12 protein-coding genes are annotated in these 13,316 nt (G+C 68.8%); 7 read left to right on the forward strand and 5 right to left on the reverse strand.

All coding sequences use genetic code 11. From position 1 onward, the window contains the following. The 3 genes from VFG40_RS01665 to VFG40_RS01675 form a co-directional block, all read left to right on the forward strand. The coding region (locus VFG40_RS01665; protein WP_324894226.1) for an SPFH domain-containing protein at positions 1-880 on the forward strand (880 nt) is incomplete at its 5' end. Between the two features lie 20 nt (positions 881-900). Beyond that, positions 901-1,347 (forward strand): NfeD family protein, encoded by a 447-nt coding sequence (locus VFG40_RS01670; RefSeq protein ID WP_324894227.1) that lies wholly within the window; start codon positions 901-903, stop codon positions 1,345-1,347. Between the two features lie 55 nt (positions 1,348-1,402). Beyond that, positions 1,403-2,701, forward strand: coding sequence for a threonine/serine exporter family protein (locus VFG40_RS01675; RefSeq protein ID WP_324894229.1), 1,299 nt, complete (start codon positions 1,403-1,405; stop codon positions 2,699-2,701). Between the two features lie 171 nt (positions 2,702-2,872). Here the strand turns inward: VFG40_RS01675 and VFG40_RS01680 are convergent, their stop codons facing one another. The 3 genes from VFG40_RS01680 to VFG40_RS01690 all read right to left on the reverse strand — a co-directional run bounded on the left by VFG40_RS01680 (position 2,873) and on the right by VFG40_RS01690 (position 5,799). Further along, positions 2,873-3,199 carry an H-NS histone family protein gene (locus VFG40_RS01680; RefSeq protein ID WP_324894231.1) on the reverse strand — a complete coding sequence of 109 codons (327 nt, stop codon included), beginning with the start codon at positions 3,197-3,199 and terminating at the stop codon, positions 2,873-2,875. A 341-nt stretch (positions 3,200-3,540) separates the two neighbouring features. Further along, positions 3,541-5,238, reverse strand: a complete 1,698-nt coding sequence (locus tag VFG40_RS01685) for a proline--tRNA ligase (protein ID WP_324894233.1) — start codon at positions 5,236-5,238, stop codon at positions 3,541-3,543. A 141-nt stretch (positions 5,239-5,379) separates the two neighbouring features. Further along, positions 5,380-5,799, reverse strand: a complete 420-nt coding sequence (locus VFG40_RS01690; RefSeq protein WP_324894235.1) for a DUF4124 domain-containing protein — start codon at positions 5,797-5,799, stop codon at positions 5,380-5,382. Positions 5,800-5,908: 109 nt separating this feature from the next. Between VFG40_RS01690 and pssA the strand changes: the two genes are divergently transcribed. From pssA to rimI, 3 genes are read left to right on the forward strand one after another with little or no spacing between them, the layout of a single operon-like run. Further along, a complete protein-coding gene (gene pssA / locus VFG40_RS01695; RefSeq protein ID WP_324894237.1) occupies positions 5,909-6,688 on the forward strand; it encodes a CDP-diacylglycerol--serine O-phosphatidyltransferase in 780 nt (259 codons plus the stop codon). A gap of 2 nt (positions 6,689-6,690) precedes the next feature. Beyond that, the gene (locus tag VFG40_RS01700) at positions 6,691-7,155 is read left to right on the forward strand and encodes a hypothetical protein (protein WP_324894239.1); all 465 of its coding nucleotides are present in this window, start codon (positions 6,691-6,693) and stop codon (positions 7,153-7,155) included. A 4-nt stretch (positions 7,156-7,159) separates the two neighbouring features. Continuing rightward, positions 7,160-7,639, forward strand: coding sequence for a ribosomal protein S18-alanine N-acetyltransferase (rimI, locus tag VFG40_RS01705; RefSeq protein WP_324894241.1), 480 nt, complete (start codon positions 7,160-7,162; stop codon positions 7,637-7,639). A gap of 104 nt (positions 7,640-7,743) precedes the next feature. Here rimI and VFG40_RS01710 read toward each other — a convergent pair whose 3' ends face one another. Next, positions 7,744-10,605, reverse strand: a complete 2,862-nt coding sequence (locus VFG40_RS01710; protein ID WP_324894244.1) for a valine--tRNA ligase — start codon at positions 10,603-10,605, stop codon at positions 7,744-7,746. Between the two features lie 253 nt (positions 10,606-10,858). On the opposite strand from VFG40_RS01710, the gene VFG40_RS01715 reads away from it, so the two are divergent. After that, the gene (locus VFG40_RS01715; RefSeq protein WP_324894246.1) at positions 10,859-11,749 is read left to right on the forward strand and encodes a glycoside hydrolase family 16 protein; all 891 of its coding nucleotides are present in this window, start codon (positions 10,859-10,861) and stop codon (positions 11,747-11,749) included. Between the two features lie 19 nt (positions 11,750-11,768). On the opposite strand, the gene VFG40_RS01720 is transcribed toward VFG40_RS01715, so the two are convergent. Further along, a complete protein-coding gene (locus VFG40_RS01720; RefSeq protein ID WP_324894248.1) occupies positions 11,769-13,307 on the reverse strand; it encodes a chemotaxis protein CheW in 1,539 nt (512 codons plus the stop codon). Between the last annotated feature and the right edge of the window lie 9 nt (positions 13,308-13,316).

Consider the following 13,316-nt stretch of genomic DNA (forward strand, 5'->3'; position numbering starts at 1 on the left):
GCGGATGGTGCCGCAGGGCTTCGAGTGGACGGTCGAGGCCTTCGGCAAGTACACCCACACCTTGTCGCCGGGCCTGCACTTCCTTGTTCCGTTCTATCAAGGCGTCGGGCGCAAGATCAACATGATGGAACAGGTGCTGGACGTGCCCAGCCAGGACGTCATCACCAAGGACAACGCGGTGGTGCGGGTCGACGGCGTGGTGTTCTACCAGGTGCTCGACGCATCCAAGGCGGCCTACGAGGTATCCGACCTCGAGCAGGCCTCGCTGGCGCTGGTGATGACCAACATCCGCACCGTACTCGGTTCGATGGACCTGGACGAGAGCCTGAGCAAGCGCGACGAGATCAACGCGAGGCTGCTGCGCGTGGTGGACGAGGCGACCGACCCGTGGGGCGTGAAGGTGAACCGCATCGAGATCAAGGACATCGCGCCACCGCGCGACCTGATCGACGCCATGGCGCGGCAGATGAAGGCCGAACGCGAGAAGCGCGCCAACATCCTCGAGGCCGAGGGCTTCCGCCAGGCCGCCATTCTCAAGGCCGAGGGCGAGAAGCAGTCGGTGATCCTGGCGGCCGAGGGCGAGAAGGAGGCGGCCTTCCGTACCGCCGAGGCGCGCGAGCGATCCGCCGAGGCGGAGGCCAAGGCCACCACGATGGTGTCCGAGTCGATCGCCGGCGGCAACGTCAACGCGCTGAACTACTTCGTCGCCAACAACTACGTCGATGCGCTGAAGGAAATGGCCAAGTCGCCCAACCAGAAGATGCTGCTGCTGCCGATCGAGGCCACCGGCATCCTCGGTTCGCTCGCAGGCATCGCCGAGCTGGCGAAGGAGTCGCTGGGCCAGCAGAACAAGCCCGTCATCCCGTCGCCGCCGCGTTGATCGTCACCGGGAGCCTGACCATGTGGGACATCTCCTTGCACTACCTGTGGTGGACCCTCGCCCTGCTGCTGATCGCCGGCGAGGTGCTGTTGCCCGGCTACTTCATGCTGTGGATCGGCCTGGCGGCCGCGGTCATGGGCATCCTGCTGTGGCTGGTGCCCGGGCTGGGCATGCTGGGGCAGGCGATCATCTTCGCGGCGCTGGCGATCGCCTCGTGCGTGCTCTACGCGCGGCTGCTGCGCGGGCGCATCGAGCGCAGCGATCCAGGCAGCGAACGGCTCAACCGGCGTGCCGACCAGATGATCGGCCAGCGCTACGTGCTCACCGAAGCGATCGTCAACGGTCGCGGCAAGGCCAGCGTCGGCGACAGCCAGTGGCTGGTCGCCGGGCCGGAGCTGCCGCTGGGCGCGAATGTCGAGGTGGTGGCGGTGCACGGCACCACGTTGCAGGTGCGCCCGGCGGCATGAGCGCCGTCCTGCGTCTCCCGGCTGCTCCTGCGGCCACGATGGAACCGGCCGCTGCATGAGCGTACCGGTTCCCCACGCCCCGTCGGGTGGTGCATCGACGGCGGACCTGTCCACCGTCGCTCTGAACACCCGCATCGCGTTCCTGGTGGAGCTGGCGCGGCGACTGCATCAGTACGGCACCTCGGCAGCGCGCCTGGAAGGGGCGATCGCGCTGGCCGCACAGAAGATGAGCCTGGTGGCCGATGTCTGGTCCAGCCCCACCGCCATCATCATTTCGTTCTCGGACCTGGCCCAGGGTGACGATGGCCTGGCGCAGGTCACGCAGGTGATGCGGTTGCCGCCGGGCGACGTCAACCTGGCGCGCCTGTGCGAGGCGGACCGCATCGCCGACCGGGTGATCGGCGGCGAGATCGAGCTGCGCGAGGGCTTTCGCCTGCTGCGTCTGCTGGGGCTGCCCGACACCCGCCGTGCCCAGGCGGGGGTCATCGCCAGCTACGGCTTCTCGGCGGCGTGCGTGGTGGGCCTGCTGCTGCACAGCTCGTGGGCGGACCTGATCGTGGCGGGGCTGATCGGCCTGATGATCGGCGTGATCACGGTGCGTTCGGCCACGCGGCCCCGGCTGGCGGTAGCCAGCGACGCGATCAGCGCCCTGGTGGCAACCACCTTCGCGATCATGGTCAGCGCCTTCGTGGTGCCGTTGGCGGTGAAGTCGGTGGTGCTGGCGGGGTTGATCGTGCTGATGCCCGGCATGGCATTGACCACTGCGGTGCGGGAGATTTCCAGCAATCACCTGGTGGCCGGCGTGGCCCGCATGGGCGGCGCCGTGGCGACGCTTCTCAAGCTCACCTTCGGCACGGTGGCGGCGACCCAGCTGTGCGCTGCGTTCGGCATTCACGCGGGCACCTATGTGCTGCCGCCGCTGCCGGGGTGGGCCGACTACCCCTCGCTGCTGCTGGGCGCGTTCGGGTTTGCGATCCTGTTCCGCGCCGCACCGCGCGACCGCCCGGTGGTGATGGCGGCGGTGGTCATCGGTTATCTCGCCACGCGCTGGGGCGGGCTGATTTCCGGCGCCATTCCCGGCGCCCCGTTCGGCGTTTTCCTGGGCGGATTCCTGCTGGGTGCACTGGCCAACGTGTATGCCCGCTTCATGCACCGGCCGGGTGCGGTGATCCGCGAACCGGGGATTATCCTGCTGGTGCCGGGAAGCACCGGCTTCCGCAGCGTGTCGTCATTGTTCGAGCGCGATACGACGCTGGGCCTGGACAGCGGCATTCTGCTGATGACGCTGCTGGTGTCGCTGGTGGCGGGACTGCTGTTTGGCGATCTGCTGGTGTCGCCGCGCCGTTCGCTGTAACTCCCGCTGCTTTTCCCGGTGTGCGGATACGTGGCCGTGGACGGGCGCCGACTGGCGGCATCCGGAAGGCTCGGGGACAAAAGGCAGGCAGTTCACTGAGCGCCGTCTATCGGCGCATAACGAAAGACGCCGGCGCGAGGCCGGCGTCTGCTTCAAAACCAGACCGCGCGATCAGATCGCCAGGTCTTTTTCCTTCTTGCCCGCCTTGAGCGCGTCGTTGAACCAGCGCGGGCGCTTGCCGCGGCCGGACCAGGTCTGCTCGGCATTGGCCGGGTTGCGGTACTTCGGCGCCACCGGGGTCTTGGTGCGACGGGTCTTGGCGCCGCGGGCGGAACCGAAGATGTCGTCGAACGAATAACCCTCGGCCTTGATCAGCGCGTGCACCTTCTCGCGCAGCTTCGCGACCTTTTCCTTGCGCAGCTCGTCCTGACGGATCTGGGCCTTGGAAATCAGGTCATTGAGCTGGTTGTGATTGAGGTTCTTGATATCAACGGCCATGAATGAACTCCGCGCGGGTTTTAAATGACTGGGTTTGATGTCGCCATTGCGGCGACAGCGCCATCCTGATGCGTGGCGCATTCTCACCTAATGGCCACGCATTTGCAAAATAGTGGGCGGCGCGTGATGGCTGCGTCACATTAATCATTCAACTGGCGCGTTCAGTAAATGCGTTGTGGCAGTGCCGGGCGATTAATCCGCGACGGTAAATGCGCAGGCTGCCCTGTCTGCCCTGCAGCTAATTAAGCGATGCCCCCGGTGAGCACCGACGCGGGTGCCACCATGAAAAAGGGCTGCCTCGCGGCAGCCCCGGTATAACGCGATCGTTGGGCCGCTGGATATCAGCCCAGTTTGGCCAGCAGCTGGTCGACCGTGAGCGATTCGCTTTCGGCCGCATCGCGCGCGCGGTATTCCAGCGTGCCGGCAGCGATGCCGCGCTCGCTGATCACCACCCGGTGCGGAATGCCGATCAACTCCATGTCCGCGAACATGGCGCCCGGGCGCAGGCCGCGATCGTCCAGCACGGTCTCAATGCCGCGCGCGGCGAGCTGCTGGTAGAGCACGTCGGCTGCCGCGGTGACCTCGGCCAGGCCCTTGGGATTGATCATGCACACGGCCACCCGCCACGGCGCCATCGCCTCGGGCCAGCGGATGCCTGCCTCGTCGTGGCGCTGCTCGATGGCGGCGGCGACGATGCGGCTGACGCCGATGCCGTAGCAGCCCATCAGCATCACCTTCGCCTTGCCCTGGTCGTCCAGCACCGTGGCACCCAGCGCCTCGGCATACTTGGCGCCGAGCTGGAACACGTGGCCCACTTCGATGCCGCGGGCGATCTGCAGCGTGCCGTGGCCATCCGGCGAGGGATCGCCGGCGACCACCTGGCGGATATCCTCCACCCGCGTGAGGCGGGCGTCGCGCTCCCAGTTCGCGCCGGTGCAGTGGACGCCGTCGGCGTTGCCGCCGCAGACGAAGTCCGCCACCACCGCCGCACTGCGATCGACGATCACCGGGATCGATGCCGGCAGGCCCACCGGGCCGATGAAGCCCGGGCGCGTGCCGGTGGCGGCGACGATCTCTTCCTCCGACGCCAGCACGCACTCGTCCGGCAGCTCGGCCAGCTTGCCGGCCTTCACTTCATTGAGGGTGTGGTCGCCGCGCAGGCACAGCGCAACGAGGCCGTCGCGGCCCCTTACCAGCAGCGTCTTGATGCACTGCTTTGGCGTCACGTCCAGGAATACCGCCACCTCGTCGATGGTCTTCTGGGTGGGCGTGTCCACGCGTGCCAGCGGGGCGGCCGGCTCCGGCCGTTGCTGCGCCGGCGCCAGTGCCTCGGCTTTTTCGATATTGGCGGCGTAATCGGAGCTGTCGGAAACGGCAATGGCGTCTTCGCCCGATTCCGCCACCACCTGGAACTCGTGGCTGGCATTGCCGCCAATCGCGCCGGTATCCGCCTGCACCGCCCGGAAGGTAAGCCCGAGCCGGCTGAAGATGCGCGAATACGCCTGGTACATGGCGTCGTAGGTCTGCTGCAACGAGTCGGCGCCGAGGTGGAAAGAGTAGGCGTCCTTCATCAGGAATTCGCGCGCACGCATCACGCCGAAACGCGGGCGGATCTCGTCGCGGAATTTGGTCTGGATCTGGTAGAAATTGACCGGCAGCTGCTTGTAGCTCTTCAGCTCCTGGCGGGCGAAATCGGTAATGACTTCCTCCGCGGTAGGGGCGTAGCAGAAATCCTGATCCTTGCGGTCGCTGATCTTCAGCAACTGATTGCCGAATTTCTCCCAGCGCCCGCTTTCTTCCCACAGCTCGCGCGGCTGGATCGTCGGCATCAGCATTTCGATGGCGCCGGCGCGGTCCATCTCCTCGCGCACGATGGTCTCCACCTTGCGCAGCACGCGAAGACCCAGCGGGCTCCAGGTGTAGAGGCCGGCGGCAAGCTTGCGGATCATGCCGGCGCGCAGCATCAGCTTGTGGCTGACGAGCTCGGCGTCGGCGGGCACTTCCTTGACGGTGGCCAGGTGGAATTGGCTGAGGCGCATACGGTGGATCCGGCAGGCTGGGTAAAGGCGGCGATTATGCCAGCCGGGGCGTGGCTTAAGGGCGCGGCATGCCGCCAGCCTGCGGTGATGCCGCGGCGAATGCCGCACGCCGCCTTGCGGCGGCGCCTGACCGGCGGGACGTTACTTGCAGAATTCGCCGTATTGCGACTGTGCCGAGGCGATCTGCTGCTGGCGCTCGTTGTCGTCCAGCGTCTTGGGCTTGCCGGCCTGCTCCATCACTACCGGCGCGCCGCTGCGCAGGGTGTCGAGGTTCGCCTTGAGCGAGCTGCACAGCTTGCTGCGGTTTTCCGGCGTGTCTTCCATCGGCTGGGACGCGGGCTGAGCCGCGTTTTCCCCATCCTGTCCGGCCGGCGGCGGCGTCGGCGTGGCGGCGATCGGATCGACGCTGCCGGTGGTGGTGATGCGGGTGTACTTGGTGCCCGCCGGGGGCGCCGACTCGGAGTAGTGCACGGTGCCCTGGGCGTCGGTCCACTTGTAGGCCTGGGCCGAGACACCGCTGGTGGCCAGCAGCAGGATGGCGAACAGCGTGGGACGGTGCATGGTGATCTCCGTGGGGCGCCGTGGCGCAGGCGCTCTTGTTAGCACCCGCGCGGGCCGGACTCAAGCGGCAATGTTCTACAATGCGCGCCAGCATTCAGCGGATGGGTTCATGAGCGACGACACGCCAGTTCGACGGCCGCGGCATCGCGGTATCTATCTGCTGCCGAACCTGTTCACCACCGCGGCAATGTTCTCCGGTTTCTATGCCATCGTGAGCAGTATCGGCGGGCGCTATACCGAGGCGGCGATCGCCGTGTTCGTGGCGGCACTGCTGGACGGGCTGGACGGCCGCGTGGCCCGCCTCACCGGCACGCAGACCGAGTTCGGCGTGCAGTACGACTCGCTCTCCGACCTGGTCAGCTTCGGCCTCGCGCCGTCGCTGGTGCTGTACACGTGGTCGCTCTCCACGCTGCGCGAGTATGGCCCGCTGTGGGGCAAGATCGGTTGGGCAGCCGCGTTCATCTACGCCGCCTGCGGTGCACTGCGACTGGCACGCTTCAATACTCAGGTGGCGGTGATCGACAAGCGGTATTTCCAGGGCCTGGCCAGTCCCGCCGCGGCCGCCGTGTGCATGTCGTTCGTCTGGACGATGGAAAAATCCGGCGTCGCCGGCAGCACATTGTGCTTCGTCACGCCGCTGCTTGCGGTGGTGGTGGGTCTGCTGATGGTCAGCCGCTTTCGCTACTTCAGCTTCAAGTCGTTGCCGGTGGGTGCCGGCGAGCGGGTGCCGTTCGTCTGGATGGTGATGCTGGTGCTGGTGCTGGTGCTGCTGGCGATAGATCCGCCCCGGCTGCTGCTGGTGCTGTTCGCGCTGTACCTGCTGTCCGGCCCCGTGCTGACCGCATGGGGCGTGGCAACCCGCCGCCGGGCCCGCCGGAGCGCGGGCTAGGCGTGGCCGCGGCACGCCGCCAGCAGGTGCTGCAGGCGCTCGGCCTCACGCCGTGGGTGCGCCGCGCGCGCGGGGCATCGGCCGGTTCGTCCGCCGCCGCGGTTGCCGAACCCTCGCCGAGCGGACGTTGCGTGGTGCTGATCCCCGCGGGCGCCGATGTGCGGGCGATGGATCTTCTGGGCCGCGCGCTCAACGCCTGCGGCGCCGAGCTGGCGCGGGCCGGCCGCATCAGCGTGGCCGACGGCGCGCCGGGCGCGCCGGTCCCGCATGCGCCGGTGTATCTGGCCTTCGGGCAGGCGCAGGCGCATGCGCTGGGGCGCGAGCTGCCGGCGGCGGTGATGCGCGAGGCGCATATCGCACTGGTCGACGACCCGTCGCAGCTGCTGGTCGACGCGGGCAGCAAGCGACGCTTGTGGGCAGCCCTGCGGCAGGTGCGCCGCGCGCTGGCTGCCACGCGGGGGCACTGACGCCATGGCCGCGGTCAGCCGGCCCGAGAGCGAAATCCGCGCCCTGCGCATGCAGGATCTCGACGCCGTGGCCGAGCTCGAGGCGTCCTGCTACGAGTTTCCCTGGAGCCGCGGCATCTTCGCCGACTGCCTGCGCGCGGGGCACCCGTGCTGGGTGCTGTGGGTGCAGGGCCAGATTGCCGGCTACGGCATTCTCTCCATCGCGGCGGGCGAGGCGCACATCCTCAATATCTGCATCGGCCAGGCATGGCGCGGGCAGGGCCTGGGGCGCCGGCTGCTGCTGCGCCTGCTCGACGTGATCCGCTGGAGCGGCGCCGAGCGGGTATTCCTCGAAGTGCGGCCGTCCAATCCGGTGGCGCAGAAGCTCTACGCCTCGGTCGGCTTCACCGAGATCGGTCGACGTCCGCGCTACTACCCCGCGCGCGAAGGGCGCGAGGACGCAATCGTGATGGAGCTGGCGCTATGCGAGCCCGACCAGCCCTGACGCGTCGTGTAGGAGCCCGCGTGCGAGCAATGCTTTTTTGGCTTTGATGTGCATCAGGAGCAAAAGCATCGCCCGCGAGCGGGCTCCTACAGGGTGGGGCGTGATCAGCCGAGCTTGGCCTGCTGTTCGCGCAGGGCGGTGAGCGTGGTGTTCCAGTCGACGATGCGCTGGCGTTCCTGCGCCACCACCTCGGCCGGCGCGTTGGCGACGAAGTTGGCGTTGCCGAGCTTGCCTTCGCACTTCTTGATCTCGCCTTCGATGCGGGCGATTTCCTTGGCCAGGCGCGTCTTCTCGGCGGTGAGGTCGATAAGGCCGGCCAGCGGAATCAGCACGCGCAGCGAGCCGACCACCGCGGCCGCGGCGGCCGGTTCGTCTGCGCCCGGCTCGATCCACTGCGGGGTTTCGACGCGGGCGAGGAAGGCGATCTGCGCGGCGAACTTGGCCGCGCGGGCGCGATCGGTGGCATCGCCGTCCGCCAGCAGCAACGGGATGGTCTTGCCCGGCGCGATGTTCATTTCCGCGCGGATCTTGCGCACGCCGGAGAGTACGGCCTTGAACCACTCGATCTCGGCGGTGGCGGCCTCGTCGGCGGCGAAGTCGGCCGCGCGCGGGTAGGCGCGCTGGATCAGCAGGTTTTCGGCGGCGTCGGCACCGGCGCGCGGCGCCGAGTGCAGTGGCAGCTCCCGGGAGATTTCCTCGGTAATGAACGGGATGACCGGGTGCAGCGCGCGCAGCACCGCCTCCAGCACCACCAGCAGGGTGTGGCGGGTGGAGGCCGCGGCGGTGGCGTCGTCGCCGTTGAGTGCGGGCTTGGACAGCTCCAGGAACCAGTCGCAGTACTCGTTCCAGACGAACTCGTACAGCGATTGCGCCAGCAGGTCGAAGCGGTAGCTGGTGAAGTGCTGCTCCACCTCGGCCAGGGTCTGTTTGAGGCGGGTGAGGATCCAGCGCTGGGCCTCGGTGACCGGGCCGCCGGCCGGAGCTTCGATCGGACCCTCCGGAAGATTCATCAGCACGAACCGGGCCGCGTTCCACAGCTTGTTGCAGAACGCCTTGTAGCCCTCGGCGCGCTTGATGTCGAAGTTGATCGTGCGGCTGTAGCTGGCCAGCGCCGCGAAGGTGAAGCGCAGCGCGTCGGTGCCGATCGCGGTGATGCCGGCGGGGTAGTCCTTGCGCACGCGCTTGTCGACCTTCTCGCGCTCCTGCGGCAGCAGCAGCGATCGGGTCGACTTGGCCACCAGCGGTTCCAGCGCGATGCCGTCGATCAGGTCCAGCGGGTCCAGCGTGTTGCCCTTGGACTTGGACATCTTCTGGCCTTCGGCGTCGCGCACGATGGCGTTGATGTACACCTCGCGGAACGGCACCTGGCCGGTGAAGTACTTGGTCGCCATCACCATGCGGGCGACCCAGAAGAAGATGATGTCGAAGCCGGTGACCAGCACCGCGCTGGGCAGGAAGATCCTGTCGTTCTCCCAGTTCGCCACCACCTCGCCGCGCTCGTTCCTCACCGGGCCGTCCATCGGCCAGCCCAGTGTGGAGAACGGCCACAGCGCGGAGGAGAACCAGGTGTCGAGCACGTCCTCGTCCTGGCGCAGCGCGCCCACCGGCGGCTGCACGGCGCTGGCGCGCGCGTCGGCCTCGTCCTCACCGACGAAGATGTTGCCCTGCTCGTCGTACCAGGCCGGGATGCGGTGGCCCCACCACAGCTGGCGGCTGATGCACCAGTCCTGGATGTTCTCCAGCCACTGCGTGTAGGTGGTGGACCAGTTTTCCGGCACGAACTTGATGTCGCCGCCGCGCACGGCCTGCAGCGCCGGCTCGGTGATCGCCTTGCGTCCGCCCGGGCGGCCGTCGCGCAGCGTGTCGGAGGTGAGGTCGACGAACCACTGGTCGGTGAGCATCGGCTCGATCACCGCACCCGAGCGCTGGCTCACCGGCACCTTGAGCTTGTGGGGCTTGGTTTCCACCAGCAGGCCGGCCGCTTCGAGGTCGGCGAGGATCGCCTTGCGCGCGTCGTAGCGGTCCAGGCCGCGGTACTTCTCCGGGCCGCGCTCGTTGACCTTGGCGTCGAGCGTGAAGATGGTGATAGGGGCGAGCTGATGCCGCTGGCCGATCGCGTAGTCATTGAAATCGTGCGCCGGGGTGATCTTCACGCAGCCGGTGCCGAACTCGCGGTCGACGTAGTCATCGGCAATCACAGGGATCTCGCGGCCGGTCAGCGGCAGGTGCAGCTTCTGGCCGATCAGGTGGGCGTAGCGCTCGTCCTCGGGGTGCACGGCCACGGCGACGTCGCCGAGCATGGTCTCCGGACGCGTGGTGGCCACCACCACGCTCTCGGCGCCGTCGGTGGTGAGGTAGCGGATCGACCACATCGAGCCGTCGCGCTCGACGTTGTCCACTTCCAGGTCGGACACCGCGGTGCCCAGCGCCGGATCCCAGTTCACCAGGCGGTTGCCGCGGTAGATCAGGCCGTCGCGGTACCACTGCACGAACACCTTGCGCACGGCGGCGGAGAGGCCCTCGTCCATGGTGAAGCGCTCGCGCGACCAGTCCGCTGCCACGCCCAGCCGGCGCATCTGGTGGGTGATGGTGGAGCCGGACTCCTCCTTCCACTGCCACACGCGCTCGATGAACGGCTCGCGGCCCAGGTCGTGGCGCGTCTTGCCCTCGGCGGCGAGCTGGTTCTCCACGATCTTCTGCGTGGCGATGCCGGCGTGGTCGGTGCCGACCTGCCACAGCGTGTTCATGCCGCGCATGCGCTGATAGCGGATCAGCATGTCCATCACGGTCTGCTGGAAGGCGTGGCCCATGTGCAGCGTGCCAGTGACGTTGGGCGGCGGCAGCAGGATGCAGTACGGATCGCCCTTGGCCGTGTCGCTATCGCCGGCCGGCTTGAACACGCCGCTGGCCTCCCAGCGGGCATACCAGGTGGACTCGATCTGGGCGGGTTCGAAGCTCTTTTCCATGGGGACTCGCTTGGGCGCGCGCCACGCGGGCGCGTCGTGATAAGACGTGAAGCGGCCATTGTACGGGCCGCGCACAGGGCTGCCAAAGCGCGTCGTGGCGAGGGTTTCGCCCCGGGCCCGGGATGCGAGAATCGCCGGACGCGGAGACGCCGCGGGCAGCAGGGCATACACGCACGTGCGAGCAATCAACGAGGGCGCAGCCGCGGTCGCGCGGCGGGCAGGGCATCGTCGCGGCCACCGATGGAGGGTCGCCGTGGCGCTGCTGGCCCTGCTGGCCACCGCGTTGGCGCACGCCGAGCTGCCGCAGCCGGCCGGCTGGACGCTGCTTTTTGGCGACGACTTCAACGGTGCCGCGGGCCGGTTGCCCTCCGCCGAGCGCTGGCGCATCGACACCGGACACGGCTATGCCGGAGGCCCCGCCAACTGGGGCACGCACGAGGTGCAGCGCTACACCGACGACCCCGCCAACCTGAGCCTGGACGGCCGCGGCCACCTGCGCATCACGCCCCGTCGGGATGCGGCCGGCGAGTGGACGTCGGCACGCATCGAGACCGTGCGCGACGATTTCCGCCCGCCCGAAGGCGGCGTGCTGCGGATGGAGGCGCGCCTGCGCATGCCCGGCGTCGAGGGAGAAAAAGCGCTCGGCTACTGGCCCGCGTTCTGGGCGCTGGGCGAGAGCTTCCGGCGGCTGCGCAACTGGCCGCAGGCGGGCGAGTTCGACATCATGGAAAACGTCAACGGCCTGAACCTGGTCTGGGGCACCCTGCACTGCGGCGTGCAGCCGGGCGGCCCGTGCGGCGAGCCCAACGGCCTGGGCCAGCACAGTCCCTGCGCGCCCACCAGCTGCCAGGGCGGTTTCCACACCTACACCTTCGAATGGGATCGGCGCGTGGCGCCCGAGGCGCTGCGCTGGTATCTCGACGGCCAGCTCTACGGCGTGATCACCCGCGACCGCCTGCCGCCCGATACCTGGCAGGAGATCACCGGCCAGCGCGGCTACTTCCTGCTGCTGGACGTGGCGATGGGTGGCGACTTTGCCTATGCGATTTCCGGTGGCCGCGACACGCCAGTGCCGGCGACCGAACCGGGCCACCCGATGGTGGTGGATTACGTAGGGGTCTGGATGCGCACCGCCCTGCCGTGAGCGGGCGGCGCGCGTCGCCTCAGTGCAGGCGCGCGCCGGCCAGGCGCTGCATCAGCGGCGCGGCGTCCAGCAGCATCACGGTGGTCTGGTCGGGCAGGTCGACCACCTCGTGCAGGTCGCGCTGCAGCTCGGCGTCGAGCCGGTGCGCGACCATGCTGGGGATGCGCAGCTTGTCGGCGCGCTCGATGCTGACGATGTTCTGCACCGCGTCCACCACCAGGCCGATCTTCTCGCCCTCGCGTTCCACCACGAGGATCTTGCCGCTGCCGGCCACCGCGTCGTTCGCCGGTGCCATGCCGTAGAGGGTGCGCAGGTCGACCACGGTGATCAGCTGCCGGCGCAGGTTGAGCACGCCGCGCACGTAGGCCGGCGCGCCGGGCGGGCGCATCAGGGCGGGGTCCTCGTCGATCACCTCGCACAGCTGCTCGATGCGCAGGCCCATCAGGCGATCGAGCTGGAAGGTGACCCAGGTTTCGCGGGTGGACTGGCGCGCGGCGCGTGCGGCCGCCGCCTCGTCGTCGCCGTTGCGGTACAGGTCGTGGTGGCCCTTGGCCAGGTGGGCCAGGAACGGATCGGCGTGCAGCACCGGCGCGTCCACCAGCACCAGGTCGTCGGCGCCGTCGGCACGGCCGCTGATGCAGCCGGCGAACACGCCCGCCTGGCCGGGGATGGCCGGCATCGGCAGCAGCTGCGCGTCGAGGAAGGCGACGATGCTGTCCACCTCGTCCACCAGCAGACCGAGGTAGGAGTCCTCGCGGCGCAGCACGATCACGCGGCGCGGATCGTCGGCGCCGCTGTCGTCCGGTGCGCCCGGGTTCGCCGCGTCGGCCGGCGCGGCCAGCCCCAGGAAACGGGCAAAGTCGACCACCGGCACCGGATTGCCGCGCAGGTGCAGCCGGCCCAGGCAGCGTCCATCCGCCAGCACCGAATGCTCCAGCGCCGGAACGCGGATGATTTCGTGGATCTCGGCCATCGGCAGCGCCATGTGGCGGCCGCCGGCGCGGAACGACACCGCCTGGTGCCGCCGCCCCTGCGCCGCGCGCTGGGCCCGGGCCTGCGCCGCGAGATCGGGATTGAGCACCTGCGGCAGGCCCGGCAGGCGCGCCAGCGCGTCGGCCGAGAGCACCTGCAGGATGCGTTCGCCGTGGTCGAGGTGGAACGCGCTCTCGATCAGCCCCAGCGATTCGCTGCCGTGGCGGAACGGCACCACCTGGTGCGCCGGCAGTCGCAGCATCTCGCCGGTGCGGTCGAACAGCACCGCCAGCCGCGCGTCACCTGCCGCCACGATGGCCAGCCGCGCCTCGCGGCGATCGCCGGCGTCATCCAGCCCCAGGAAACGGCCCAGGTGCGCGATCGGAATCAGCATGCCGCGCAGGTTGAACAGGCCCAGCAGGTGCGGCGGCGCCAGCGGAATGCGGGTGATCGCCGTGGGGAAGGTCACCACTTCCTGCAGCGCGCCGATCGGCAGCGCCAGCTCGAATTCGCCCAGGTGGAACGAGCCGAACAGTTGCGCGGCGTCGGCACGGGCGGCAGCGGAAGCGACGGGAGGGGAATCCATGGGCGTGGC

It is taken from the genome of Dyella sp., assembly GCF_035685805.1.
GTDB lineage: Bacteria > Pseudomonadota > Gammaproteobacteria > Xanthomonadales > Rhodanobacteraceae > Dyella_A.

What these genes read in the sequence shown, in the direction of transcription:
- VFG40_RS01710 (WP_324894244.1), bottom strand. Translation starts at nt 10,605, where the DNA reads ATGGAAAAGAGCTTCGAACCCGCCCAGATCGAGTCCACCTGGTATGCC.
- VFG40_RS01685 (WP_324894233.1), bottom strand. Translation starts at nt 5,238, where the DNA reads ATGCGCCTCAGCCAATTCCACCTGGCCACCGTCAAGGAAGTGCCCGCC.
- VFG40_RS01680 (WP_324894231.1), bottom strand. Translation starts at nt 3,199, where the DNA reads ATGGCCGTTGATATCAAGAACCTCAATCACAACCAGCTCAATGACCTG.
- VFG40_RS01720 (WP_324894248.1), bottom strand. Translation starts at nt 13,307, where the DNA reads ATGGATTCCCCTCCCGTCGCTTCCGCTGCCGCCCGTGCCGACGCCGCG.
- VFG40_RS01690 (WP_324894235.1), bottom strand. Translation starts at nt 5,799, where the DNA reads ATGCACCGTCCCACGCTGTTCGCCATCCTGCTGCTGGCCACCAGCGGT.
- pssA (WP_324894237.1), top strand. Translation starts at nt 5,909, where the DNA reads ATGAGCGACGACACGCCAGTTCGACGGCCGCGGCATCGCGGTATCTAT.
- VFG40_RS01670 (WP_324894227.1), top strand. Translation starts at nt 901, where the DNA reads ATGTGGGACATCTCCTTGCACTACCTGTGGTGGACCCTCGCCCTGCTG.
- rimI (WP_324894241.1), top strand. Translation starts at nt 7,160, where the DNA reads ATGGCCGCGGTCAGCCGGCCCGAGAGCGAAATCCGCGCCCTGCGCATG.
- VFG40_RS01675 (WP_324894229.1), top strand. Translation starts at nt 1,403, where the DNA reads ATGAGCGTACCGGTTCCCCACGCCCCGTCGGGTGGTGCATCGACGGCG.